Origin of the sequence: Helicobacter cinaedi PAGU611 (assembly GCF_000284635.1) — a bacterium.
GTDB classification, from domain to species: Bacteria; Campylobacterota; Campylobacteria; order Campylobacterales; family Helicobacteraceae; genus Helicobacter_C; species Helicobacter_C cinaedi.
The window spans coordinates 1730942-1756310 of record NC_017761.1; the positions used below are offsets into that span (position 1 = coordinate 1730942).

Annotated in this window: 24 protein-coding genes, 1 pseudogene and 1 CRISPR repeat array; of the genes and pseudogenes, 9 read left to right on the forward strand and 16 right to left on the reverse strand. The window is 37.8% G+C overall.

The features are described from left to right. Positions 1-13: 13 nt before the first annotated feature. The 10 genes and pseudogenes from HCN_RS08770 to HCN_RS08815 all read right to left on the reverse strand — a co-directional run bounded on the left by HCN_RS08770 (position 14) and on the right by HCN_RS08815 (position 9277). Positions 14-1651, reverse strand: a complete 1638-nt coding sequence (locus tag HCN_RS08770; RefSeq protein ID WP_014667276.1) for a mechanosensitive ion channel domain-containing protein — start codon at positions 1649-1651, stop codon at positions 14-16. Further along, on the reverse strand, positions 1648-2694 hold the full coding sequence (gene aroB / locus HCN_RS08775; protein ID WP_002955670.1) for a 3-dehydroquinate synthase: 1047 nt from the start codon (positions 2692-2694) through the stop codon (positions 1648-1650). Before aroB ends, HCN_RS08770 begins: the two co-directional genes overlap by 4 nt. Then, entirely contained in the window at positions 2694-4130 is a 1437-nt protein-coding gene (locus HCN_RS08780; protein WP_014667277.1) for a COG3400 family protein, read from the reverse strand. The genes aroB and HCN_RS08780 overlap by 1 nt, the downstream gene beginning before the upstream one ends. 83 nt (positions 4131-4213) lie before the next feature. Next, entirely contained in the window at positions 4214-4906 is a 693-nt protein-coding gene (locus HCN_RS08785; RefSeq protein WP_002955672.1) for an MqnA/MqnD/SBP family protein, read from the reverse strand. A gap of 10 nt (positions 4907-4916) precedes the next feature. After that, the gene (locus HCN_RS08790) at positions 4917-5174 is read right to left on the reverse strand and encodes an HP0495 family protein (RefSeq protein ID WP_002955673.1); all 258 of its coding nucleotides are present in this window, start codon (positions 5172-5174) and stop codon (positions 4917-4919) included. 17 nt (positions 5175-5191) lie between these two features. Next, complete coding sequence (locus tag HCN_RS08795) at positions 5192-5596, reverse strand: acyl-CoA thioesterase (protein ID WP_002955674.1); 405 nt, start codon at positions 5594-5596, stop codon at positions 5192-5194. A 140-nt stretch (positions 5597-5736) separates the two neighbouring features. Further along, positions 5737-6837 carry a site-specific DNA-methyltransferase gene (locus tag HCN_RS08800; RefSeq protein ID WP_014667606.1) on the reverse strand — a complete coding sequence of 367 codons (1101 nt, stop codon included), beginning with the start codon at positions 6835-6837 and terminating at the stop codon, positions 5737-5739. Further along, positions 6837-7661 (reverse strand): hypothetical protein, encoded by an 825-nt coding sequence (locus HCN_RS08805; protein WP_014667278.1) that lies wholly within the window; start codon positions 7659-7661, stop codon positions 6837-6839. The genes HCN_RS08800 and HCN_RS08805 overlap by 1 nt, the downstream gene beginning before the upstream one ends. Positions 7662-7683: 22 nt before the next feature. After that, a pseudogene (locus tag HCN_RS11340) lies at positions 7684-8709 on the reverse strand (IS1595 family transposase). 61 nt (positions 8710-8770) lie between these two features. Beyond that, on the reverse strand, positions 8771-9277 hold the full coding sequence (locus HCN_RS08815; protein ID WP_014667281.1) for a CRISPR-associated DxTHG motif protein: 507 nt from the start codon (positions 9275-9277) through the stop codon (positions 8771-8773). Between the two features lie 134 nt (positions 9278-9411). On the opposite strand from HCN_RS08815, the gene HCN_RS08820 reads away from it, so the two are divergent. The 8 genes from HCN_RS08820 to HCN_RS08855 all read left to right on the forward strand — a co-directional run bounded on the left by HCN_RS08820 (position 9412) and on the right by HCN_RS08855 (position 16214). Beyond that, complete coding sequence (locus HCN_RS08820; protein WP_002955680.1) at positions 9412-9735, forward strand: hypothetical protein; 324 nt, start codon at positions 9412-9414, stop codon at positions 9733-9735. 149 nt (positions 9736-9884) lie between these two features. Continuing rightward, positions 9885-10550 (forward strand): CRISPR system precrRNA processing endoribonuclease RAMP protein Cas6, encoded by a 666-nt coding sequence (gene cas6 / locus HCN_RS08825; RefSeq protein WP_014667282.1) that lies wholly within the window; start codon positions 9885-9887, stop codon positions 10548-10550. Beyond that, entirely contained in the window at positions 10550-10828 is a 279-nt protein-coding gene (locus tag HCN_RS08830; RefSeq protein WP_014667283.1) for a hypothetical protein, read from the forward strand. Before cas6 ends, HCN_RS08830 begins: the two co-directional genes overlap by 1 nt. Positions 10829-10840: 12 nt before the next feature. After that, positions 10841-11944 carry a Cas10/Cmr2 second palm domain-containing protein gene (locus HCN_RS08835; RefSeq protein ID WP_014667284.1) on the forward strand — a complete coding sequence of 368 codons (1104 nt, stop codon included), beginning with the start codon at positions 10841-10843 and terminating at the stop codon, positions 11942-11944. Positions 11945-11959: 15 nt separating this feature from the next. Next, positions 11960-12742, forward strand: a complete 783-nt coding sequence (locus HCN_RS08840) for an RAMP superfamily CRISPR-associated protein (protein ID WP_014667285.1) — start codon at positions 11960-11962, stop codon at positions 12740-12742. After that, positions 12723-13157, forward strand: coding sequence for a TIGR04423 family type III CRISPR-associated protein (locus HCN_RS08845; RefSeq protein ID WP_014667286.1), 435 nt, complete (start codon positions 12723-12725; stop codon positions 13155-13157). The genes HCN_RS08840 and HCN_RS08845 overlap by 20 nt, the downstream gene beginning before the upstream one ends. Further along, a complete protein-coding gene (locus tag HCN_RS08850; RefSeq protein WP_014667287.1) occupies positions 13150-14931 on the forward strand; it encodes a TIGR03986 family type III CRISPR-associated RAMP protein in 1782 nt (593 codons plus the stop codon). Before HCN_RS08845 ends, HCN_RS08850 begins: the two co-directional genes overlap by 8 nt. Positions 14932-15194: 263 nt before the next feature. Further along, positions 15195-16214: a glycosyltransferase family 4 protein gene (locus HCN_RS08855; protein ID WP_014667607.1), complete on the forward strand. Its 1020-nt coding sequence runs from the start codon at positions 15195-15197 to the stop codon at positions 16212-16214. On the opposite strand, the gene HCN_RS08860 is transcribed toward HCN_RS08855, so the two are convergent. Next, positions 16209-16811, reverse strand: coding sequence for a recombinase family protein (locus HCN_RS08860; protein WP_014667288.1), 603 nt, complete (start codon positions 16809-16811; stop codon positions 16209-16211). The genes HCN_RS08855 and HCN_RS08860 overlap by 6 nt on opposite strands. Before the next feature lie 27 nt (positions 16812-16838). Then, positions 16839-17465: an MraY family glycosyltransferase gene (locus HCN_RS08865; protein ID WP_014667608.1), complete on the reverse strand. Its 627-nt coding sequence runs from the start codon at positions 17463-17465 to the stop codon at positions 16839-16841. A gap of 503 nt (positions 17466-17968) precedes the next feature. Further along, positions 17969-18466: a CRISPR direct-repeat array (repeat unit 36 nt; unit sequence GTTTTAGTGGGACCCGATTTGTGAGGGGATTGCAAC). Between the two features lie 243 nt (positions 18467-18709). Here HCN_RS08865 and HCN_RS08875 point away from each other — a divergent pair. Further along, positions 18710-20119, forward strand: coding sequence for a sodium-dependent transporter (locus HCN_RS08875; protein WP_014667289.1), 1410 nt, complete (start codon positions 18710-18712; stop codon positions 20117-20119). Positions 20120-20127: 8 nt separating this feature from the next. Here HCN_RS08875 and carA read toward each other — a convergent pair whose 3' ends face one another. The 4 genes from carA to HCN_RS12430 all read right to left on the reverse strand — a co-directional run bounded on the left by carA (position 20128) and on the right by HCN_RS12430 (position 25313). Then, the gene (gene carA / locus HCN_RS08880) at positions 20128-21273 is read right to left on the reverse strand and encodes a glutamine-hydrolyzing carbamoyl-phosphate synthase small subunit (RefSeq protein ID WP_002955693.1); all 1146 of its coding nucleotides are present in this window, start codon (positions 21271-21273) and stop codon (positions 20128-20130) included. Further along, positions 21270-21821, reverse strand: a complete 552-nt coding sequence (locus HCN_RS08885; RefSeq protein WP_002955694.1) for a DUF507 family protein — start codon at positions 21819-21821, stop codon at positions 21270-21272. Before HCN_RS08885 ends, carA begins: the two co-directional genes overlap by 4 nt. A gap of 63 nt (positions 21822-21884) precedes the next feature. Beyond that, positions 21885-23897, reverse strand: coding sequence for a transglycosylase domain-containing protein (locus HCN_RS08890; RefSeq protein WP_041309552.1), 2013 nt, complete (start codon positions 23895-23897; stop codon positions 21885-21887). 33 nt (positions 23898-23930) lie between these two features. Further along, the gene (locus tag HCN_RS12430; RefSeq protein WP_002955696.1) at positions 23931-25313 is read right to left on the reverse strand and encodes a methyl-accepting chemotaxis protein; all 1383 of its coding nucleotides are present in this window, start codon (positions 25311-25313) and stop codon (positions 23931-23933) included. Positions 25314-25369 lie beyond the last annotated feature (56 nt).

Consider the following 25369-nt stretch of genomic DNA (forward strand, 5'->3'; position numbering starts at 1 on the left):
TGCCGCTTAGAATCTACACATTCTCTTTAGAATCCGCCACCGCCCCACCAAGCAGGGCAAGATTCTCCACATTTGCTTCATCAATCTTTTTATCCTTATTGCCAATGCCATCATTTGCCGAAGTAACAACCTTGCTTGTGGGGTAAGCAATATGTATATCATCTTCTTTAAGAATCTGCTCCATCATTTCGCCCGAAATGGTGCTACGCAACGCTAAAGTCGCATAGGCGTTTGTTTGATACCACATAGAGATTCTAAGCCCATTTGGCTCAATCATACAATAGCTTCTTACTTCCAAGTTTGGATTTCTCAAAGAATACTTATCACGCATACGATGCACCTGCTGTCGCACCATTTCTGTATAGCCTTTAGCGTATTTTTTGCCCGTGTCTGTGGCGATTTTAAGGGCTTTTTTGTAATTGCTATCAAAAGTAATGGTAAAGTCTATCCCGTCCCACACGGTTTTTAGCCCTCCGTGCGTGTAGTTAGCAAACATTGTTGTAAAAATATAATTATTTGGGATAAAGATAATGCGTCCAGCACGGCGATTTTCCATATAGCTTGTAAGCGTTACATCTTCAAAAATAGTAATTCTAAGCATTGAAATATCAAGCACATCACCCACATAAACACTACCATCTTTACACACACGCACCCTATCACCTACATGCACACTTCCACCTAGGACAATTACAAACCACCCCAGCACACTCATAAATAAATCTTTCATAGCAATAGCCAAACCAGCCGAGGCAAAGCCCACAATCGCCACGAGATAGCTGACATTCTCCATATAAGCAAAGAGCAAAATAAGCACAATAATAGTGATATTTAAAAAGTTTATAACCTTACTTGCGGTGTAGATTCTATCGGTATCAAGGATATATTTGCGTAAAGTGAGCTTTAATAAAAAGGCTAAAAGTATCGTAATCAGCACGGCTATGCCAATATATATCGTCTTTAAAAATTGTGCTTTGATTTGATGTTTAAGCTTTAAAATTGTGCTTTGGGATTCTTGATTATACAAATCCATAGAAGTAGCTAGAATCCTTTGTGCACCCTCTAGCTCCTCTAGCATTGTTTGAATCCGCACAATCTTATCTGCCACCGCAACAGATTTATCCACAAAAGAGAGCTGATTTAAGATTCTATATTTTTCCCTTACAAGCTCTAGCAAAGATTCTAAACTCTCTTGGTTTGCCACAAGGGCGTTTTTCTGCTCATCAATTTGTTTGATAAAAGAATAGCCCGATAGGATTAAAAAAGGATTTGTAATTTGTGGAATCTCTTCCATATTTTTGGCTTCTAGCAGTGAGCCATAAGGGTGTTTAGCATATTCTTTGAGTAAGTCCTGCTGCCTTTGCAATGTCTCAAGGCGATGCGTTAAAGAACGCGGAGGATTTGTATAATGAGATTCTAGCTCCTTTTGAAGTGCGGTAATCTCATTTGTAATCTCATTATAATTTTCCAAGCTCACATAATGCTTTAGCCACACATTCTCACTGCTTTCAAACTTCGTATCAATAGCTTCTAGCTCTTTTTGTAATTGCGTGATTCCAAAATCCTGCTCTTGCTTTGGCGTTTTCTCCGCTAGTAGCACCGCACAACAGCACAACAGCCACAGCACAAATAACACAAAGACTTTTTTCATTTTTCAAACTCACTTAGAATCCTAAGCACTTTTTGCTTTGGCACATCTTCACACAAAGCCACATCGCCAAGCCCCTTTGGCAAAATAAACATAATCTTAGAATCCGCACTCTTTTTATCCAAATAAAATTTTTCATAAAAGCCCAACACATTGCCAATTTCAAAAAATGTCGGTAAATCATACCTTTCAAGCAGATTTTTTATCGCCTCCACCTCATTATCTTGTAAGAATCCTAGCTCATAAGCAAGTGCATTTGCCATACACATACCAATGCTAACCGCCTCGCCGTGCAAATACCGCTTATAATCCGTAAGATTTTCAATCGCGTGTCCAAAAGTATGCCCATAATTTAACGCAGCCCTAATGCCCTTCTCTTTTTCGTCACTGCTGACTACCTTTGCCTTAATGCTTACCGCTTGAGTGATAGCATATACAAGGCTTTGCGTATCTTGCAGATTCAAAGTGTGATTTTGCAAATACGCAAAAAACTCCTTATCAAAGCACACCGCCATTTTTATAATCTCTGCCACTCCAGCCCCAAACTCTCTTAAAGATAAAGTCTGTAAAAAATGTGGATCAATATACACTGCCTTTGGCTGATGAAAAAGCCCTATAAGATTCTTGCCAAACTCATTATTAATGCCCGTTTTACCACCCACAGACGCATCTACTTGAGAAAGCAAAGTCGTAGGAATCTGTATAAAGTCAATCCCCCTTTGGTAAATCCCGCTTACAAAGCCCACCATATCCCCTATGACACCACCGCCTAGGGCAATCATCAGCGATTTTCTATCAAGCCTATGAGAAAAGGCACATTCAAGGATATATTCCACACTTTGCATATTTTTATACTGCTCCCCATCAGGCACAATACACACATACACTTCTTTAGATTCAAGGCTTTGTAATACTTGAGAGAGATATAATCCCGCTACTTTGGGATTTGAGACTATCAGCACCTTGTGGGCGTGGGCGATTGTGGGGAGCTTGCCTATATGGATAGGATAGGTGGAATGTGGCGTTTGTATCTGCAATGTTGTCATTATGAGCCTTGTTTTTGGGGAAGTGGGATAAAAATTTGAGGATTTTTATTATTCATAGAGGCGATTTTATGCACATCTGTTGAAGTAAAGGCAAAAGTCTTTGTTTTGGCAATATTGCGTTCAAAAGGCACGAAACACAAATAAGGTGTAAAGCTATCTTGGATATAAGATATGGGATTTTTAGAATCTGTTTGTATAGTATTGAGCTTGCGTTCATAGATTCTAGAGAGTTCCTCATAGCTTTGCATAATCTCATTATGATATGAGCCATCTGTGTCATAGTCATACACATCAACTTCTAAATTTAACTGCTTTGATATATCAAACACCACAGAAGCGACATTTTCAGTATTTGCCATATTTTCACTTAACACTACAAAGCTTTTTTTACACTCATCTATATGCTCCCAGCCTGTCTTTAACACAGGGATAGAAAGCTCAAACAACGCCCTGCGGTTTCTGCGTAAAGCAAAAATATCTTGATTGATAATAACTAACCCAAAGCGTTTTTGTGAATCTTTAGCGATTTTCTCCCTAAAATTCGCATTTGTGTAATCCACCCACACTTCAACATTTTTAGATTCTAAAGCCTTAATTTTATCAAGCAAATCAAAATTGCTTGGCTTTAAGATATGTATAAAAAGCTTGTTGTTTTTAAGCTTCTCATTGAGAAAAAGGGCATTTTGTACATCATTATAGATTCTATGCTCGTTTGATAGCGACATATCCACATACAAAAATATATCACGCCCAAAAGGTGCGGGAAACTGCCCTATATCGCTTTTAATCTGCATATACACATCATTTAGTATTTTTGGATCACCCACAATCAGCAAACTATCATTTGGCCGAATCACCACAGAATGTGAGCTTAAAAGCAGCTCTCCGCGTCTATACACGCCCACTATACGCCATTTTCTCTGCTGGATTGAGTCTATATGCCGATAGGCAAAAATACTGCCAGAAGGCACACCCACTTCCATAATCTCCCCCTGCCCCAAGCCAAAGCTACGCGGGATAAGCGGGACATTTGGCAGTCGCTCAATAAATTTATTGGCAATAATCTGCCTTTGATTAAGCACAATAAGATTCTTATCATCTTTCATCGCTTGTGTGTACTTCTCTAACGCAAGGGAAGTAACAATGCGTGTCTTTTTATTTAACTCTCTTAAAATCTCATAAGTAGCTAGAATCTCACTCTCATCATCAAGCACAAGAAAAATATTATAAATCTCTTCATTATAAACTTGTGAAATCCTAAACGCAGAAGTATAGTCAAAAGTATGAAATTCAAATGAGCTTGGGATTTTCTCCGGGATAAAGCACATATCTTTTGAGATGACAATATAATAATCATTGCTAAAATATTTATCCAAAATACTATCAAGGAAAATCTTTGCTATATCACCTTGTGCGATGACGAGAGTTTTTTTCACACATACCCTTTTGCTTTGGAATCTTAAAATCTTACTTTGATTAAAGCCTAGCATTATAACCAAGAAGTGATAACCAAAGCTTTTTAAAAACGGCTTGGCTTTTTTATGCCTTTCAAGCGGAGTTTAGCATAGAAACGACTAAGGGCGAGTTTTTCCTTTTTGCCTATTTTGTAATGGATATGCTCCAAATATGCCAAAATGTCCTTTTTAGCAATACCAGATTCTATCGCCCTTTGCTGCAAAATATAGTGTGGAATCTTTATGCGTTTATTGACAAAGCTTTGAGCCATTGTTGTGTAAAACTTCGCATTTTTATTGAAACACAGCCGCCCGAAACTAAAGCCTAGATGATGAGCGTCCCACCACTTCTGCCCCAAATCTATATAGCTATTTTCATTATGGCTTAGCTTATAGGCTAATGCCCTATCGCCAATGAGAATTTCCCCCCTCACATCAAGCACTTTGGCTAACGCATTTGATGAAGCAGATTGATAGTCATCTTTTTGTTTTGGATTATGTATAGCTATTACGCTCCACACCGCACCCCTAGCGATAATCCCAGCATTTGTAGCCTTATTTAAACGCATAGATTCATACCCAGCAATAGATGAGATAAACCCCGCATCAATTCTTTTATATAAAAAATCCTTATTCAATCTCGCAGGATAGGACTTCCTAAGCCCCAAAAAAGTCTTAAAATAACAAGGCGTAGGGTATTTTTTAATAAATACATCAAAAGGCAAAAGATTAAGATAAGCAATCTTACCAAACCTCACGCTTACCCCCTTATAGCACCATTTTGACTTCTTGGCTTTTTTGTAACGCACTAAAAATCTCATTGCGTTCATTTTCACTTTGCACCACAAGCTCCACATACAAGCTCACATAATGTCCTTGTGCGGAGTTCTTGCCAAACTTTATCTCATATTCACGCGGCATAATCTCAAAAATAAGCTCCCGTAGCTTTTTCTCATCTTTCCCTATAATGCGATACTCCCACTTACACGGATAGGTAATATTTGGCTTTTGTAAATCAAGATTCATTCTTACTCCCCTTAAGCTTAAACAAGCACTTCACGCATTTGCTGTGGAATCTTGGCAATCTTCCCATTTTTCACATCAACAAAAGCAAGTGTAATCTCACCCTTAAACACAAGCTCATCACATTGCCTATTCTCTAAGGCATTGTAGATTCTATAAATATCTTGTTGCATTATCACAGAGGCATTTTTCATCTCTTTTAGCTCACTTCTTACCTCTAGCAAATCCCCAAGCCTCGCACTAGAGCAAAAATCCGCTTTTAAGCTTTTTAACACAAAGCCACTATCGCCTAAAAATGGCTTTAACCCTTGAGAAAAAAATAGCTCACTCCTTGCCCGCTCGCAATATTTTATATAATTTGTATGATAGACAATCTGCCCACAATCCGTATCTTCAAAGTAGATTCTTACCTGATAGTTCTGCATTCCCTATCCTTTATCATCTTAGCTTTTTTCAATCCGCATTTTAAACGCCATTTTTAAATATCTATATTACAAACGCTATTTTTTATTGGCTCTGTTGCAATAACTTATTGATTTAAAACATTTTTTAAAAAATAGCAAAATTAAGCAAAAAGCTTTAATTCACTAATTATATTTTCTTTTGAAATTTCTATGCTTCTATCTCCACTATCTATTCCAATAACTGAACGATTATGATTTAAACCAGCTAATAAAAAAGAGCCACTGCCACAAAAACAATCCATAATAATAGAATTTTCATTAGATGATTGTTTTACAATCAATTCAAGCATATCTAAATTTTTTTCAGTTGGGTATTTTGGATATTGTGGGTCTTTAAAATCGCTCCAAATATCTTGTATCTTTTTTCCTTTATGGTCTTTAGCATATTTTTTTATGCGTGGATTACCTGTTTTAGACCATTCGATTAAACCTTGCTTATCTAATGCTTCTAATTCAATAGGTGAGCTTCGCCAATGTCTGCCTCTAGGCGGTAACATACCATGCCATTCTTTGCCAGTATCGCCGTCAATAGTTTCACCGGGTGCGTGACAAGGGACGGTTGTATATCTTTCTCCGGCTTCATCTATTTTTGGAAATAGCTTTTCTAATTCATCCCCGGATAACTTTATAACTATATCGTTAAATATTTGTTTGCCACTATTTTTAGCATAAACATAAATTACATCTTTAATGTTGCCAAATGCCTTGCGTTTAAAGTTTTTAGGATTTGATTTTACTCGTGTAATTTCATTGATGAAGTTTTTTTGACCAAAAATCTCATCTAAAATAAGTTTAAAATAGTGTCCCATTTTAATGTCAATGTGTAGATATAGTGTTCCACAATCACTTAAAAGCTTATGGATTATATATAATCGCTCTTGCATAAATTTCAAATACTCATCGAGCTTAAAACTATCGCTATACGCTAATTCATCGCTCTTTGAATTAGATATTGAAGCAGTTCTTGTTTTAGAAAATGAAAAATCTTGACCTGTATTAAATGGCGGGTCGATATAGACCAAGTCAATTTTACCACTATGAGTTTTTAACAAGGCGGACATAGCCAAAAAATTGTCCTGATGATACAAACTTGCTTTATTGCTTGAATATGCTAAATTAAGTTTGTTTTTTTGACAATTATCTATTTTGTTTTCAAGTTCGGCAACAGAAAGTTTGCCGTCAAATACTAAAGATGCTGCCATTATAAAGTCGCTATAAAATCAATAAGTAGCAAAGCCGACATTATTAGCTTATCTGAATTATTAAGAAAATTTGCCATTTTATTATTAGTAGCGTTTCCGTTAGCAGTGTTTTGAATATATAAAACGCCATCTAAGATTGCAATAGGAAAAATTTGATAGTTGCTAGGTGCAAAAGCGTTAATGGATATAATGTTATTAGCGTCATTGAATTGAGCGTTTTGATGACCTCCAAAGTCAGTTAAAAATTTTGCTTCGCCTATTGCTACGCTTTGTCCTTTTTTGGCTATAAAATCAATGCCTTTCCCTTTTTGATAGCCAAAATAATCTTGAGCCACTTCTGCCATAACTTTGTCGCTGCCTATAAAAACAAGCAAAGTATCTGTGGTTAAAAAGTGATTAATATCATTTGTTTTTTCATATCTAAAATACTGAGAATTTACCCAATTTTTAAAATGCTGTCCCATTTGTCTATTAGCTTCAATAGGTCTAGTAATTTCTCTTAAGACATTTTGATACCCCATATTTGCGATTGTGGTTTCAATTCTATTTACTGTATTAGGATTTCGTTCTATTGCAGTTCTATCTCGTCTAAGATAAGCTACATAAGAGTCTTTAATAGGAAAAACTTCTTGTTCTAAAAGCAAGTTAAGCAATTCACCTCTAGCAAAATTAGGCGTAGGCAATAGCATAGAAGCTAAATTATTCATTACTTCGGGTGATAAATTTTGTCTAACATTAGAGATTACAGGGTAAATCGTATATAATCTATCTAAGTAGTCATAGTTATTAGCTAGATTTATACTTTCTCTTGTCCAGCTTGTCATTTTGTTTTCCTTTTGTCTAAGATTAGTTCGCTTGTGGCAGCGGCACAGCAGGTCTATTAGCTATATTGACTGACTTGCTAAGACACTCAGTATTAATTATGCGGTCTAACAATATTTGTTCTTTTCCACTTCTACTCTCTTTGGCAAAATTTACAAAATTGTTATAGACAAGGTAGTTATTGAGATACTTTGTAGATACGCCCTTAAAGCTGTGGATTAGCATATTCTTTAATCTGCTGTGGTAGCTGTTGATTGTTTGGATATTAAATGCTCCTATCTTATAATGATTTCTAGGTATGCTGATATGACTTAAATTCATATCTTTTGCTAATTTTAGATATGCTCTAAAACTATCGGTAACTAATATACTATCTTTTTGTATCTTATTAATTAAAACTTTTTCAATATCTTGTAATTTAGGCTTTCCGAGATTAGATATTTTAGATATTGATAATCCGTTTAGATTAACTCCACAGCTTATACAAACCTGCTCTTTTGATAATCCACGTCTAGTTGCAGGTTCGCCTCTATGCTTAGCTAAACGTGGTAAGTTAAAATTCTTATGATGGCCTTTAAAAGAGAGAGGTAGAAAGGTTTCGTCAGCTTCTACTACACCATCTAGTCTAACTTTATCTTGCATTTTCTGCAAAGCATCCAATATCTTATGTCGCCATGTAAAAGCAGTTCTAGTTGATATTCCGCAGATTTCAGCAGTTTTTCACAGAGAGTATTTTTCAATCATATAATGGATATATTGCTTCCAAACTTCCATATCTTTTTTAACTGCGTAGAATATAGTTTGGTTTCTTGTGCCAAATGTTTCACCACACTCTTTGCATATAAAACGCTGAAATCCGCTAACTTTACCATTCTTGCTAAATTCTATGGAACTACAATGCGGACAATGAGTTATCTCTCGCTTTATGGCTTCACTTTTACTAGGTTCGTCTTGAAATTTAATTGATTTTATGAATGTTTTCTTGTCTTTTTCAGAGAGTGAGCCAAAGAGCTGTCTAATTATCTCAATTTCATTAGATACTTTTTGCATTGAAACCCCCTATATTTCGTTATTTAATTAGGATATATTCTAACAAAATTTAACTCAATCTTCAATAAGTTATTGCAACAGAGCCAACAAAAAATATATACTCATATTCCTTGTTTGGCTTTATCTCTTTAGCATAGAGAATCTGTATATCTGCTTTCATATCAACACGCGCAAGTGTCGCACCAAAGGCAGCCATAAGCGGTTGATGACGCATTCCGTGGGTGATGTCTAGCAAAATCTTTTGGTGAGAATCTTTGCTTGTTTGGATAATCTCTAGCACCTTTTTTAGCACCAAATCTATATCATCATTGCTTTTTAACTCGTGGGCGTGGGATTCTAGCTTGTGTAAATACTCCAATCTATCATCAAAAACAAGTTTTTGTCGCTCAAGGGCTTCTTTTGTGGTGATAAATTCAAACTTGGCATTTGGGAAGTTACTTAACAGCACATCTGTGGAGTTGCTATACTCTTTATCTATGATGTTAAAGTCTTGGCTTGTATATTTGGCAAAGCTCTTTTGCCTATCTTTATTTATCCCAACCATACCTAAAATCATAATAATAAGCATTGCAATTCCTTTTTGTATGTGCTTGACTTGTAAATTGTAGAATGAAATCTTAACAAATCTTTATCACAAAGTATAAACATTAAAAAATCCTATATTAAAATCTCTGCCTTATGTTTTAGTTTTATAAGGATTCTATGAATATTATAAGCACTTTTATCTCTCTTGGGACTTTTGGTATTGTGGCGTATAGGTTCGGGAGAGATAATCACAAAATCAGTATTATTATCCATAGGGATAATTTGGAGCAAGAAATTCCCATTAAGATTTTAAGAAAGCAGGTTACGCGTTCAGAAATTTTAGGAATCTTAGGCACACTTGATAGGGAGAGTAATTTTTCAATCGCTTATACGGGGGAGAAAGCATTTTTTGATAATATGGTCGCCGTGCAGAGTGGGTGGAGGGCAAGAAAGATTCATATCTATATACAAGAGGGAGATAAGTTTAACTACGCATTATGATATATACAAAACTCAGCATTATTTTTAAACATAAGCCACCATATTTTATCGGCTTACAGCTTCGCGGAGCTTTGGGCTATGCGTTAAAACATATCGTATGTATTAACTAAAAGAGAATCTGTCATAACTGCTATGCCTCATCGCAATGTGTGTATTATGACTTTTATGAAAATAAAAACACTTATCACGCCTACCGCTTTGACTATGAGCTTGGCAAAGCGTATTATGACTTTAACTTTTATCTCTTTAATGAAGCCACACAATCGCTCCCGCTTATTATCTCTGCCTTTCACTTTATGCTAACAGAGCAGGGGCTAGGCAAGGAACGCCGTATTGTCAAAGATTTTGATTTATTTGTGAATGACATTAACTGCTATAAGGACAAGAGCCTATCTCTGCCTACTTCTTACACAAAGCATATAGATATACAAGATTTTCATCAAAATGTGATATTACATTTTCGCACACCGCTTAGAATGAAGCAAAACAATGTCTTTGTAAAAAGTCAAAACTTAACCTTACACGATATAGGCAATTCCATATATCAAAGGCAAGTGCGGATTTTGGGGCGTGAATATGAGAAATTCCCCCATCAAATAAGTGGCGAGATAGCAGAGAGAGACTTATTTTTTAAAGAGCTTACCCGCCTAAGCAATCGCCAAAAAACTACAATGAATCTAGGAGGCATAATGGGGCAAATCACTTTACAAGGTCTAAATAAAGAGACTTATGAGATTCTTAAAATTGGCGAGATTCTAGGCGTTGGGAAGCAATGCGTCTTTGGACTAGGCAAAATCACATTGGAGGTCATATAATGGGACAATATTTGTATGGAGCGAGCTTGCAGGGGCTGCAAGAATTTATTTTTAAAACAAATAAGCTAAGAGAGATTGTAGGGGCAAGTGAGATTATCAAAACTTTTGATGAGATAGATTTAAAAGCGGAGTTTCATCTTAGCACAGAGCCAGATGTTATTCTCAAGGCTGCGGGGAATCTGCGAGTGATTTTTGATAATGAATCTGATGTAAAAAAGGTCGTCAAATATCTACCAAAAAAGATTCTTCAAAGTGCCTATGGTGTGAATCTCTCCTAAAGTGTCGTTGTGATGAATGAGTATAAAAGTGCAAGTGCGAAGCTAGAGAAAAATCTAAAAATTGCAAGAAATAAAATCGCCCTGCCTTTAGATACTCATCTTAGCATTTGTGCGATAAATCCACGCACGGGCTTAAGTGCGATTCCAAGTAAGCTAGCGACAAATAAAAAAGAAATGTTTGATACAAGCGTAAACCAAAAACTTCAAGCCTTTAATGAAGCTGTAAATAAAAACAAAGCCCTAGCCCAAGACATCAATGCTATAAAAAATAAAAAGAATAAAATTGCTGTGATACACATTGATGGCAATGGGCTAGGTGGCATTGTAAGGGGATTAGAAAAAGATGAGATGAAGACATTTTCACAAAAGCTTGATAGTGCGACAAAGGAAGCCTACAAGCAAACCTTGGAATCTATCATAGATTCTAATCCCACATATCAAAATGCCTTGCGTGATATTATCCTAGGGGGCGATGATGTAACGCTTATTTGCAATGCTAATATCGCCTTAGACTTGAGTGAAAAATTTTTAGAAAACTTTGAATCTAACACACAAAATATACATAAGCAAAGCTCCTTAACTGCGTGTGCGGGTATTGCCTATTGTAATGAAAAATTTCCCTTTTTCTATGCGGTGAAACTAGCGGAAGATTTATGTGCTTATGCCAAAAAAGATGCTAAAGAGATAAATCCTAAGCTCCCGCCCTCTTGCCTTATGTTTCATAATATTCAAGGCTCGTATGTGGAGGGCTTCTCACAATTCCTTGATGAAGAGCTTAGTATCAATAGTGTGCGTTGCGATTTTGGACCTTATTATCTTAGGGATATTGAAAATAAGCCTAGCATTAAGGCTTTCAAATCTCTTATACAAGATTTTAAAAAGGATAATTCGCCTAAGGGGCGGCTGCGTGATTGGCTTAGCTCACTACAATTTAATAAAGAATACGCTAAGGCAGAGAGCATAAGAATAGCAGAGATTTTTAAAGACAAATGGAAAGGTGAGAATCTTGCTACACTCCATAGAGAGCTAAGCTTAGCCAATCTCATTCTTGTGATAGACAATGTAGAAAAAACGCCCATTTATGATATTTTACAAATTCTATCCGTGCAAGACTAAAAAAAGAGGGATAAAATGAGCCACAATATCACATTTTTAGACTATTGGCATTTAGGCAGTGGGCAAAGTGGCGGGGCAAAATATGATAGCTCTGTTATTAAGGATAGGCAGGGCTTCCCTTATGTGCCGGGTAAAACGCTTAAGGGCTTATTGCGTGAGTATGCGGAGGGAGAGTTTGCAAAAGTATGCTTCGGGGAGCAGGGGGAAACTCGCGGAATGTGCTACTTTAGCAATGCTTATATAGAATCTAGCACAAGGGCGGAGCTTTTAAAGCATAATCATCAATTTTTGCTTGTAGATTCTATATCCGCTACAAAGATAAATGATAAAGGTGTAGCTGAAAGTGGAAGTTTGCGAGAGATTGAAGCAGTTATTCCGCTAAGTCTTTATGGCAGTATTGAAAATGTCCCTAATGAGTTTGTGTCATTGATGAGTGCTACTCTTAAAAAGATTAAAAGAATGGGGCTTAATCGCACAAGGGGCAAGATTCTGCTTGTAGATATGTATTACAACAAAGCAAAGGGTAAAACATTCCCACATATAAAGATTGACAACTTCACCGGTGGCGGGATAGATGGCGCACTTTTCCAAGAAAAGGTAGATACCCTAGAATCTTTCAAGCTCAAAATTTGGCTAGAAAAAGGCATAGACAAAACCGCCCTAGAAGCCTTTGAACACGCCTTATGCGACATAGCCAACGGACTTTTAGCACTAGGTGGGGCAAGCTCAAAAGGACACGGCTACTTCCAAGGGAGTATTACAAAAAATGGAGAGAACTATGACACAAGCAGATTTTAAAGCATTCTACGCAAATTTAACAGAATCTTTTGAAGGCTATATCCAGCTATCAGATTCTAAAGACTTTATCATTTTAGATAATGAGCCTCTGCCACAATGGGAAGCCCTGCATAATGGCAAAAACTTCATTCACCAAATGTGCCTATACAGCCCCACCACACAGCGAAGCATTAATGCTACACAAATCAATAATGGCTTTAATGTGCTAGATAAGAATCTAGCAGACTTTGAAAAGAGTGCTAAGAGTGAAGTGGAGTTTCTCGTCAACGCACAAGCCCATAAACGCAACATCAGCCAAATCAAAATCACGCAAATATGGCAGGAAGTCGCAGATGAGCTTTGCTGTGATTTTAATGTGCTAATGCCTACTTTCACGCTCTTTAGCGGATTCACAAAAGGAGAAAATAATGATTGATATAACAGCACCTTATCGCTTTGTGCGAACATATAATAAGATTTTTTATCCATCGTGGGGGCAGAAGCAGGGCAAGGACATAAGCTTTGATATGCCCTACATAGATTCACAAAGTGGGCAAATCAATATTACCATTACGGCTAAAAGCCCCATTTTCGTAGGCAATGGCACGGGCAAACAACAAGATGATACAGGTAAAAATAAGAGCGATAAGACAGACAAACCCCAAGAGTTTTTTAACCACAACGGCACTTATTATATCCCCGGCTCATCTATCAGGGGTATGATACGCACCATCGCTACGATTCTAAGCTTTTCAAAAATGAGCTTAGATGATAAGACACTCTCTTGCAGGGACATTAACAATCCAGCCTATAAGAAAAAAGCAATTAAGCAAAATCAAACTTTTATAGGTTGGCTTTATGTCAAATCAAAAAAATGGTATATAGACGAGATTGGCACACTTACCAAAGAACACAAAATATCTTACGAGAAATTGGAGCAGTTATTTGGCAAATCACTCATTGCAAATCTCAAAAATAAACAAGCCCACGCAAAATACGAGCTACTTCAACATAAAAATCTACATCTAAAAGAAGGCACGATAATCCTTACAGGCTTTTTTGGTAAGAAAAAAAATGAGTTTATATTCCCGCACACCATTACCCAAACCCACAATCTCACAAACGAGCAAGTCAAAACTTTCCAAGAAGCCTACTACATCGGCACACCAAATGAAAGCAAGGATTGGACAAAAAGGTGGAAGCAAGAAATCAAGCAAGGCAAAAAAGTGCCTATCTTTTTTCAAAAAACACAAAATAATCAAATCCGCCATTTTGGACTTTCTATGCTCTATAAGCTCCCTTATGATAACTCCACACAAGCCCTCTACACAAGAAGCCTAGCAGAATATAACAAAAGCTACCTTGACTGCGTGGATAGAATCTTTGGCTTTGTGAGAGATGATACACAAAGCCACGAAAATAAAGCCCTAAAAGGACGCATTAGCTTTTCACATTTTAAAGCCCAAGGCAGCCCAAAGTCCTTTGCTAAACAATCTCTCATTCTCTCCACACCTCGACTGACATTCTATCCCTACTACATAGACCAAACCCCAGACACACTCTTTAAAACCTATGATGACCAAGATTCAAAGCTAAGCGGCTTTAAATTCTATGTCCCAAGGCACAATATTATGGATCACAAGGGCAATGGCAATAGCAACATACTTTCACACATTATCCCCCTAGATAAAGGCACGACTTTCACAGGCACACTCCGATATTTTAATCTCAAAAAAGAAGAGTTAGGCTTGCTACTCCTTGCCCTTACATTCCTACAAGATAAGTATTATTATAAAATCGGCGGGGCAAAGCCCTATGGCTTTGGCGACTGCCATATCAAACTCCACACAAGCCTAAATACACAAGAGTATATAAACGCCTATATTGACTTTGTGAAAAGAGAATTTGGCGATGATCCTATCAATTCTCAAAGTGCTAAAGACCTTTTAGAAGTTTCTCAACAAATGCCGAGCGATGAATATTTAGACTATATGGAGCTACAAGAATTTACAAAATTAAAAAGTGAAAATCAAAGCAAATTTGGCAAACGCCATAGTCATAATGGAGGCAACAACCCCCATCGCAATCATCATCACAACTCTCCTAACCCCAAAGCTCCAAAACCTTACAATGAGTCAAGAGAGCATAAAAACAAAGATGACGCATTTAAAAACACTATAAGAATTTCACAAAAAGGGCAAAAACACTAAATCTTAAAAAACAAACCTTGCAATATGCTCCCCCACCATAGAATCTAGCCTTTTTCTAGCCCATCTTTAAAACTTTTTGACTAGGTTCTACTTTTTATTTCTCCTAACATAACCATACAACATTGTTACAGTCCCAGGGCAAAATTTTATAAAAAATACCCTAATTCCTAGCAGTAGAAATTCAGCAAAGCTTATGTATAATCCGCGACTTTGTTGTATAAAATTTATCTAAAGATAGAATGTGGGGAGATATGGAGACAGGTATGCTTCTTTGGGCTTTGAGTAGCTTTTTTATAAGCTTTGTGTTGTGCGTTGGGATTATCGTCAGTTCTAGGCGATTTGGCGTTTTTATAGATAGTGGCACTTCGCATAAACCTCAAAGATTCCACACTCAAGCCACGCCTCGTGCTGGTGGGATTGGAATCTTTAGTGCCTTTGCTTTGCTTATATTGTATGCATATTTTACCCAAATAAGCTTAGGCATAAACACACAAACGCTGATTATCCTGCTTGGCAGTGGCATTATCTTTGCAAGTGGGTTGATAGAAGACTTTAGTGGGAATCTTTCTCCAAAAATGCGTCTCATTATGCAGTGTGTGGCGGCATTTGGCGTGTGTGCGTGGATTGATGTGTATTTGAAAGATTTATCGCTTGGTTTCACTCTGCCCTACCTTATCGGTCTATTTTTTACCACATTTGCACTTGTAGGGGTGAGTAATGCGATTAATATTATTGATGGGTTTAATGGCTTAGCAAGTGGAGTGTGTTTGCTTATTTTAGCTGGGATTATGTATGTAGCCTATGATGTGAAAGATGTAGAGATTTTTTATTGTGCTTTGGTGCTGTTTTTTGGAATCTTGGGATTTTTTGTGTGTAACTTTCCTTTAGGTAAGATATTTTTAGGTGATGGCGGGGCGTATTTTTTAGGTTTTATCTTAGGTATGCTTTTAGTCTTACTCACACAAAGACATACTGAATCTGTAAGTGCCTTTTTTGGATTAAGCATTATGATATATCCTGTATGGGAAGTGGTGTTTTCTATATGGAGACGCAAAAGGCTAAGGCGTAATGCCACAAGCCCAGATGATTTGCACCTCCACACGCTCATTTTCAAAATCTCACGCCACAATGTCGGCACTTCAAGCGTGATACTAGCCCTCCACATACCTATAGTGATTTTTAGCATTTATTTTCACGCACATACGCTTGTGCTGATTTGCGGTATTATGGGCTTTGTAGGGCTGTATATGCTCTGCTATTTTGTCCTATCAAAACGCCTATAACAACCCTAATCGCTTCAAAAAACAAGCTAGAGTTTTGCGATTGACATTGAATCTCTTAGCAATACGCACCATTGGTATGCGGTTTTGATACATTTTGATAATGCTGTCTTTATTTTCATAAAGCTTCAAAGACTGCAGTGGTGCTATCCCTCTTGGTCTGCCAAGCTTCCCGCCTTCACTCTTAATCCTAGATAATGCTTCCTTTGTGCGTTGGCTAATAAGATGTCGCTCAATCTCCGCACTCAAGCTAAAAGCAAAGGCTAGCACTTTTGAATTGAGATTATCCCCTAGCTCGTAGTTTTCCTTGATAGAATAAATCGTAATGCCCCGCTCCATACATTGATGAAGCACACTCATAATCTGCAAAATGCTCCTGCCAAGTCGCGATATTTCAGCGATGATTAAACAATCCCCTTTCTGTGCTTTTTTAAGCAAGATTCCTAGCTGTCTATAATCAGGGCTAATAGCCCCACTCATCGTTTCTGCAATGACGCGATATGTGTGGATATTGCGTTGCTCACACCATTTTTGTATCTCAAAATATTGATTTTTCACACTCTGCTTGTGGCTTGACACCCTTAAATAAATATAGTGCATAGACTCTCCTTTTTTATTAAAGGAGCATTACATACCAAAACGGATTAATCTTGCATAAAAATAGCCATAAAGCAGGGCAAAAATCCCACAAAATGCCAAAAGCAGCCAAGTGTGCTGATAAAAACATACGCTCAACATCACAAAGGGCACATTGTAGGCAAGGAGAATAAGTGAAGTATTTTTATTAGAATGTGTAATGCGTTTAAAAACGAGCATATGCAAATGCACCTTATCTGGCTTTGTAGCGGACATTTTGCGTTTAAATCGCTTTCTCCATATAGAAAACACCACTTCCCATACAGGATATATCATAATGCTTAATCCAAAAAAGGCACTTACAGATTCAGTATGTCTTTGTGTGAGTAAGACTAAAAGCATACCTAAGATAAAACCTAAAAAATACGCCCCGCCATCACCTAAAAATATCTTACCTAAAGGAAAGTTACACACAAAAAATCCCAAGATTCCAAAAAACAGCACCAAAGCACAATAAAAAATCTCTACATCTTTCACATCATAGGCTACATACATAATCCCAGCTAAAATAAGCAAACACACTCCACTTGCTAAGCCATTAAACCCATCAATAATATTAATCGCATTACTCACCCCTACAAGTGCAAATGTGGTAAAAAATAGACCTAAAAAAATCATCACATCTATACAAGCCCATACAATACAAAGCCATTATGCTAATTTTGCCTAGCCACCTAGCTTAAGATCTCTTAAAACCTTTAGACTGCCCCTCTTAACACATCTCATCTTTTAAAGCTTACGATTTTAGAATCTTGCCATACTTTTAAAACCTTGTCATACTGAGACTTTTGCCGAAGTATCTATATTCTAAAATTCTTATAAAACCCTCATATACGAATCCACCAAACCCAAAAACTCTCATTTATAATTTTTATTAGATATTATAAAAATGTGTAAAAGAATAAAGCCTAAAATAAAATTCTCTATAAAATACCAAGATGATTTACTCTATTTTAACACCTTTTACCTATCATTAAGGCATTAAAAGCCCTTGTGGCATTCCCTAGTTAGGCGTTTTTTGACATTTTGGTATGACTTGTTTAGATAGAGTTGCGTGTTTTAGGATATTTCAAGCTTTGAAAACGCTCAAAGCACACACTAGAGCCGACTTGGAAAAGTCAGTTTTAGTGGGACCCGATTTGTGAGGGGATTGCAACATCCAGCTATATCTTCAGCACTACAAGATGGTTTTAGTGGGACCCGATTTGTGAGGGGATTGCAACATCCAGCTATATCTTCAGCACTACAAGATGGTTTTAGTGGGACCCGATTTGTGAGGGGATTGCAACATCCAGCTATATCTTCAGCACTACAAGATGGTTTTAGTGGGACCCGATTTGTGAGGGGATTGCAACAGAGAAGAAACAGCAAGCTAATTAATCAAAGTTTTAGTGGGACCCGATTTGTGAGGGGATTGCAACTGATTTTGGCAAGTAATGATTATTTGGTAGGTTTTAGTGGGACCCGATTTGTGAGGGGATTGCAACTAACCTTTGCTTCTGTCCTTGCTATACTTGGTTTTAGTGGGACCCGATTTGTGAGGGGATTGCAACTAACCTTTGCTTCTGTCCTTGCTATACTTGGTTTTAGTGGGACCCGATTTGTGAGGGGATTGCAACTACACGCTCACAGCCCATAAGCTAGATTCAGTTTTAGTGGGACCCGATTTAAGGGGATTTGTATCACTCTAATGCTTTTACTTGTTGTATCAAAGTTTGTCTATCTTATGTCATTACTAGGGCTTTGCCAAAGTATATAATCCACACAAACAAAAATCCTGTTATTTTTCTACAAAGTCTTGTAAGATTCTTAAATTTAGCTAGAATGCTGTGTTAAAAAATGACATATTTAAAAGGAAATAGATGAATAACTTCAGTAAGATTGGCTTTGTTTTGGCGACTTTGGGTAGCTCCATAGGCTTGGGACATATTTGGCGGTTTCCCTATATGGCGGGGGAAAATGGCGGTGGAGCGTTTGTTATCTTTTATCTTATCTTAGCCATTCTCATTGGTGCGTCTATGCTGATGGCGGAAATGCTCCTTGGCAATAAGGCCAGAAGCAATCCTTTGGATAATTTTACTATCCTTAATAATCTTAATAAACTTCCACCAAACACGCCCACACAAGAGCATAATACCACAGATTCTAAATCTAGCTCATCACTTATGTGGCTTGGCTTTTCTACCATTGCCGCACCGCTTATTCTTAGCTTTTATGCGGTTGTTATGGGCTGGATTATGTATTATCTCTTTTATGTGAGCTTTCATCTGCCAACTAACATTAATGAAGCTGATGTGATATTTAATGAGATTACCTCGCGTTCCCTTTTGTGGCAAAGTGTGTGCTTTTTTGGGGTTATTGCGATTACGGGTATTATCGTGGGCTTTGGGGTGAAACGCGGGATTGAAAGTCTCAATCTTATCCTTATGCCGCTTTTGTTTATTATTTTTGTTGGGCTTTTAGTCTATGCGATGAATCTACCGGAATTTAGCAAGGCGTGGGCGTTTATGTTTCACTTTGAGCCAAGCAATATCACCACAAAAACGATTATAGAATCTCTAGGGCAAGTCTTTTTCTCACTCTCACTTGGTGTGGGGACGATTGCTGTGTATGCGGCAAGTGCGAAGCAGAATGAAAATCTATTTCAAAGCTCTGTATGGGTGGTGGTAAGCGGGATTGTCGTCTCACTCGTTGCTGGGCTTATGATTTTTACCTTTATCTATCATTTTAAAGGTGTGCCAAGCGATGGTGTTGGGCTGTTGTTTAAGTCCCTGCCTTTAGCGTTTAATGCATTAGGTGGCAGTGGAGCTGTTATCAGTATGTTCTTTTTTATCGCGGTGCTGTTTGCTGGGATTACTTCAACGGTGTCTATGCTTGAACCCGGCGTGAGTATCCTGCGTGATAAATGTCATTTTTCACAAATCAAAGCAACTTTTATCCTAAGCCTAGCGATTTTAGTGCTTGGCTTTTTGGTCATTCTTTGGGCAAATGCGGAAATGGAGCTACCCTTAATCTTTGGGCAACCACTCTTTGGTGTGCTAGATTCTATCACTTCTTCATTTTTAATGCCTGTGGGTATGCTTATTATTTTAACCTTTGTGGGCTGGAAGATAAGAGCAAATCACTTACGGACTTGGACGCCTTATCTGCCACAATGGCTTTTTGTAGGGTGGCTGTGGATACTTCGCATTATCGCACCTGCGATTATTCTTATTGTCTTGGCTTCAAAGTATTTTGATATTGTGGGCTTTATTAATAGCTTACTCGCTTAGAATCTCTCTCAACTTTGTGGCTTCAGACAGAGAGTTGCAAAATCTTGGAATAAGATTCTTGCTTCCTTTGGACCCGGACTTGCCTCTGGGTGATGCTGAACGGAGAAAATAGGCTTATTCTTATACCGCACACCCTCAATGGTATTATCAAATAAATTCCTATGCGTGATTGTAGCGATTTCACTGATAGATTCTGGCACACAATAGTTGTGATTTTGAGCGGTGATTTCTACTGCTCCACTTTGAAGATTCTTAATAGGGTGATTGCCGCCGTGATGTCCAAACTTTAGCTTATGCGTAGGATAGCCGTGTGCAATAGATAAAAGCTGATGTCCAAGGCAGATACCAAAAATGGGGATATTTGCTTCTATGAGTAACTTTATCTGCTCCACTTCATTGCATAGCACAAGTGGATCGCCCGGACCATTAGATAAAAACACACCTTGAATCTCGTCCTTTTGAAAACGAGCTACAATCTCATCTGCCTTAAAAGTATGAGGCATTACCTCTACTTCCAAGCCCACAGATGTAAGCTCGTTTAAAATATTAGCTTTTGCACCAAAATCAATGGCGATGACCTTTGCCTTAGGCTCTTTTGGTTTGACATAAGCAAAACTCGCAAAATCAAATACAGAATCCGTGTGCGTATAGGGCGTTTTGGTAGAAACCTGCTCTATAAAATTAATTTGACTTATATTTGGAACGGATTCTAGGGCTTCACGCAACTCATCAATCTGACTCATTTGCGTGGAAGCTATCATATTCATCGCCCCTTGTTTTGTAAGAAGCTTGATAAGCCCACGCGTATCAACATTGCAAATCCCCATAATATTGCGTGATTTTAAAAAATCCGCTAAACTCCCTTGAGCACGGAAGTTTGAGACATAATCATTATATGAAGATACAATCATACCAACACACGATGCACTTTTAGATTCATTATCATATTCATTCACGCCTACAATGCCTATCTCTGGCATACTAAAGATAACAAACTGCCCCGCATAGCTTGGATCGGTGATGATCTCTTGATAGCCTGTCATTGAAGTGTTAAACACCACTTCGCCTACAAATGTGCCCTCTGCCCCAAAACTCTTTGCCTTGAGACTTAAGCCATTAGCAAAATATAAGCTCACATCTTTTAGCTCACTCATAAAAGCCCTTTCTTACGCAACTCTTCTTCATAGAGTTTGCTAAAGACAATCTCATATTCTTCCGTGCCATAGGTAAGCTTTCGCTTGTATTTTTTAAGCCTTTCAAATACGGCATCTTCAGCCTTATCATAGATTCTGGAATAGTCATTGATGGCTTTAAAAATGATATTTTTTATAATGGTTTCTGATACGCTAAATGCAATTAAGCCCTTAGATTCTAAAGTGGATAGAATCTTATGCGAGACATCACTGCACCTATCCTCCCACGAAAGATAGAAGTTTCTCTCTTTTGCCACTTGACGCTTACACATTCTAAAAAGCTCACGCTCGTCCATATGAAAATCTTCAATCTCATCACTTCGCTCTTCTAGAATCTCACGCACCTTTTCATCAATGGCGAGTTCTTTTTGGATATTCTCCTGCAAGCATTCAAGGGCTACTTGAGCGATATTGGCAATAGGTGCTAAAGGTTTAATATGGGGAGAATTGCCTAAGTCAATACTGATTTTATTTGCGATATAAGGAGCGTGCTGTAATTTTAATCTCATATAGAATCCTTTGTAATTTTTAAAGTATTGTAGCTAGTTTTAGGTAAAAAATGGATTTAATCCCTAAAACAAAAGCTCTTCTTCAATATCAACCGCCATTGGCTTTTTACTTGGTAATGGAGAGTTTTCAGTATAGTAAAAATCCCCATAATCAAGGGTTTTTAGCTTTACCCCTTCTGGCACTTTAAACTTCCTTGAAATGCCCGGATCAAATGTCAGCACTTTAGAGAAAAAGTAAGCAAAAGCTGGAGGAGAGACAATACCACCAGATTCTGTTGGACCAATAGGCGTATTATCATCGCGTCCATACCACACAATAGCTTGAACATCGGGGGTAAATCCACAAAACCACCCATCAATATTACGATTTGAAGTGCCGGTTTTCCCAGCAACTTCAATGCCTTTGATTCTCGCTCTAAAGCCTGTGCCACGATTAACTACATCACGCAAAATGTCAATAGTCAAAAATGCTTGCTGTGCGGTAGTGATATGGCGAGATTGCGTAGGAGAGCTATAAATACTCTCTCCGCTTTTATTAATCACAGATTCTATAAGCGTGGGCTTTAAAATCGTGCCATAGTTTGAAAACATTGAATACTGCTCCGCCACTTCAACCAAAGATAGCTCAAAGCTCCCAAGCACAATAGACATATTTTCAGGCAGATCGTCAAAACCATCGCGTTTTAAGGCTTGATAGAGTTTGCCAAAGCCAAGATTTTGATCCACAAGATTAATCGTAGCGAGATTGCTTGAAGTCCGCAAAGCATCTTTAAGCGTCATAAATCCATTAAACTTACTTGAATAATTGCTCGGTCGCCACTCTTCAGATTCTGTCTCTTTTGTCCCTTCAGCCGCTGCTTCAGCCGCACCTTTTGTAGCAAATTTACGCGGCACATCAGGGATAAAGGTCGCTGGAGAATCCCCCTTATCAAAAGCCGCTTGATAGATAAAAGGCTTTACAGAGCTACCAATTTGCCTTTTGGCTTGTGTGGCACGATTAAACTTTTGCTTAGCATAATTCACCCCGCCAACCATCGCCAAAATATCACCCGTGTGCGTGTCTGTAACCACCATTGCACCATTAAGCGTATCGTTTTCGTCCATTGTTTCATCATTGTAAATTTTAGGATATCGCTCTCTCAAGCGTTTATTGATCTCTTCATACCCATACGCAACTGCTTCTTGTGCGGCTAACTGATAATCCAAATCAACTTTAAGCTTAATATAATATCCGCCCGTTTTTAAATCCTCAATATGCCCCAACTCACGCAACACCTCATCAACAACATAAGGAGCGACATTTTGCGTGAGCGTTTCATTATACACATCTGGCACTTCATTTATGGCGTTGTCGTGTTCTTCTTTTGAAATCCAACCAATGTCATATAATCTATCAATAATATCATTCGCCCTTGACATAGAATAATCTTTATTTTTTGTGGGATCATAAAAGCTTGGGGCTTTTGGTAGCCCCACAAGCATACAAATCTCTTTTAAACTTAGTTCGTGCAAAGTCTTGTGAAAATACCCCAAAGCCGCCGTTTTAATGCCGTGATAGCCGTGCCCAAATGAAATGCGATTGAGATAAAGCTCCAAAATTTTCTCTTTACTCAAATGTCGCTCAATATGAATGGCAAGCATTGCTTCTGTGAGTTTTCTCTTAAGCGTTTTTTCCGGACTTAAAGCGATATTTTTAATAAGCTGCTGGGTGAGTGTGCTTCCCCCCTCAACATAACGCATACTTTTAATGTTTTTTAGCATAGCACGAGAAATCGCATCGGGATTAATGCCGATATGCTCAAAAAATAATGTATCCTCCACTGCAAGAAGAGATTCTATAACACGAGGGGGAATCTCATCAAATGTAGCATAGAATCTAAAATTTTCATCAGTGAAAATATTAGCAATCAACCTATCTTTGCGATCAACAATCTGTGAAGCAAGGGCAAAGCGGTATTCCTTAATCTTACTTACTTCAGTTTCCACCTCATAAAAAAGCTTGATAAGATACACACCTATACCCACTCCCAATACAATAGATACGACAAAAACCCCAACTCTAACTCTACGCCACATCAACTTCTACACTCTCTAGGAATCTTAAAAATCTTAAGCCTCTTGTGCTTGTGGCTCAACAGAAGATTCTGTGCCTGACAAAGCAGCACGATGGCGTTCAGCTTGTATCATTTCACTCTCCAAGCGTTTTATATCGCCTAGCACTTCTTCGCGTTTCTCATTATACATATCCACAATAGCTTTCATCACGCCATCGGAGCTTTGCTCCATCGCTAGAATCTTAGTATCAATAAGCTTTTTAGGGCAAGATTGTTTCTCATCAGCAAAGGTTTGTGCTAATGTAATCGCCTCTGTATGCACCCCCATATGGAAAGCATCAAGAGCCTTGTAACCTTGCGTATTGGCAAATACAGCCTTGCCTTCGCCTTCAAAATACCATTTACCCAAGCGGCAATTGTGGTGATCCACACAATTAAAGCTATCTGCCAAGCCAAAGATATAAGAGTAAAGATTATTTTTAAATACAATGTGATCAAGCTTCGCTAAAACGCAGAATATTCTGTTACTTAGATTAAATGTGCTGTGTTTTGTGATAAGACTATCAAGTTTTAGGTTATTCACAATGCCGTGAAGTTTCATTATCCCTTCTCTTACATTGCTTGTAGCTTCATTTGTCTCTTCTGTGCTTGTTTGAATATCATTTGCCTCTTGTTGCATTGATTTAACCACAACGGCAATTTCTTTTGTTGCTTTTTGTGTCTTTTCGGCAAGTTTTCTTACTTCATCAGCAACAACCGCAAAGCCTCTTCCGTACTCCCCAGCACGAGCCGCTTCAATAGCGGCATTGAGTGCTAAAAGGTTTGTTTGCTCGGCAATGTCATCAATAAGCGAGATAACACTTGTAATCTCATTACTTCTTTGTGTGAGAGAATCTACAAGCCCAGAAGCCACTTGCATTTTTTCATACAATATCTCAATTTGATCTAGTGCTTGTGTGCTCATACCCAAGCCATCTTCAGCAGATTCAACTGCCTTGATAGAATATTCAGCCACACCATTTGATTCTGTAAGGACATTTTGCAATGAAGTTTGTGTTTCGGTTACACCTGTTTTTAAGCTTTTTGTATAGACTTCAAAAAGATTAGTGCCTGTGGTATTGTTTGTAAGATGATCAAGTGGAACGATAGAATAATACACCACATCTTCTACGCGTGTGCTTACTACGCTATAATCGTGGCGGACACAGCTAACACTACTCACACTTTCATTGAGTTGTGGAATGAGACACTCCATACGCTCCAATTTCTTAGCGACATCATTTTGATAGATGATCTCACCCCCCTTAAGTCCAATAATAGCCTCCACTTGAGAAAATCCAACGAGTGTCTCATAAACCTCAAGCTTCTTTGTAAGATGTGCAATATGTGCATCTTTCTCCATTATTTGTCGCTGTAATGCCTTGCTAGAACCAAACATTCAATGCTCCTTTGCTTGTTTTTTAATAAAATCGGCAAGTATTGTGCCATTTTTCA

Excerpts from the sequence above, each read along its gene's own strand:
- HCN_RS08860 (WP_014667288.1), bottom strand. The coding sequence starts at position 16,811 with ATGCACTATATTTATTTAAGGGTGTCAAGCCACAAGCAGAGTGTGAAA.
- HCN_RS08845 (WP_014667286.1), top strand. The coding sequence starts at position 12,723 with ATGACACAAGCAGATTTTAAAGCATTCTACGCAAATTTAACAGAATCT.
- HCN_RS08840 (WP_014667285.1), top strand. The coding sequence starts at position 11,960 with ATGAGCCACAATATCACATTTTTAGACTATTGGCATTTAGGCAGTGGG.
- aroB (WP_002955670.1), bottom strand. The coding sequence starts at position 2,694 with ATGACAACATTGCAGATACAAACGCCACATTCCACCTATCCTATCCAT.
- HCN_RS08835 (WP_014667284.1), top strand. The coding sequence starts at position 10,841 with ATGAATGAGTATAAAAGTGCAAGTGCGAAGCTAGAGAAAAATCTAAAA.
- HCN_RS08815 (WP_014667281.1), bottom strand. The coding sequence starts at position 9,277 with ATGCTTATTATTATGATTTTAGGTATGGTTGGGATAAATAAAGATAGG.
- HCN_RS08890 (WP_041309552.1), bottom strand. The coding sequence starts at position 23,897 with ATGTGGCGTAGAGTTAGAGTTGGGGTTTTTGTCGTATCTATTGTATTG.
- HCN_RS08885 (WP_002955694.1), bottom strand. The coding sequence starts at position 21,821 with ATGAGATTAAAATTACAGCACGCTCCTTATATCGCAAATAAAATCAGT.
- HCN_RS08875 (WP_014667289.1), top strand. The coding sequence starts at position 18,710 with ATGAATAACTTCAGTAAGATTGGCTTTGTTTTGGCGACTTTGGGTAGC.
- HCN_RS08790 (WP_002955673.1), bottom strand. The coding sequence starts at position 5,174 with ATGAATCTTGATTTACAAAAGCCAAATATTACCTATCCGTGTAAGTGG.
- HCN_RS08855 (WP_014667607.1), top strand. The coding sequence starts at position 15,195 with ATGCTTCTTTGGGCTTTGAGTAGCTTTTTTATAAGCTTTGTGTTGTGC.
- HCN_RS08850 (WP_014667287.1), top strand. The coding sequence starts at position 13,150 with ATGATTGATATAACAGCACCTTATCGCTTTGTGCGAACATATAATAAG.
- carA (WP_002955693.1), bottom strand. The coding sequence starts at position 21,273 with ATGAGTGAGCTAAAAGATGTGAGCTTATATTTTGCTAATGGCTTAAGT.
- HCN_RS08770 (WP_014667276.1), bottom strand. The coding sequence starts at position 1,651 with ATGAAAAAAGTCTTTGTGTTATTTGTGCTGTGGCTGTTGTGCTGTTGT.
- HCN_RS12430 (WP_002955696.1), bottom strand. The coding sequence starts at position 25,313 with ATGTTTGGTTCTAGCAAGGCATTACAGCGACAAATAATGGAGAAAGAT.
- HCN_RS08795 (WP_002955674.1), bottom strand. The coding sequence starts at position 5,596 with ATGCAGAACTATCAGGTAAGAATCTACTTTGAAGATACGGATTGTGGG.
- HCN_RS08800 (WP_014667606.1), bottom strand. The coding sequence starts at position 6,837 with ATGGCAGCATCTTTAGTATTTGACGGCAAACTTTCTGTTGCCGAACTT.
- HCN_RS08805 (WP_014667278.1), bottom strand. The coding sequence starts at position 7,661 with ATGACAAGCTGGACAAGAGAAAGTATAAATCTAGCTAATAACTATGAC.
- HCN_RS08830 (WP_014667283.1), top strand. The coding sequence starts at position 10,550 with ATGGGACAATATTTGTATGGAGCGAGCTTGCAGGGGCTGCAAGAATTT.
- HCN_RS08865 (WP_014667608.1), bottom strand. The coding sequence starts at position 17,465 with ATGATTTTTTTAGGTCTATTTTTTACCACATTTGCACTTGTAGGGGTG.
- HCN_RS08820 (WP_002955680.1), top strand. The coding sequence starts at position 9,412 with ATGAATATTATAAGCACTTTTATCTCTCTTGGGACTTTTGGTATTGTG.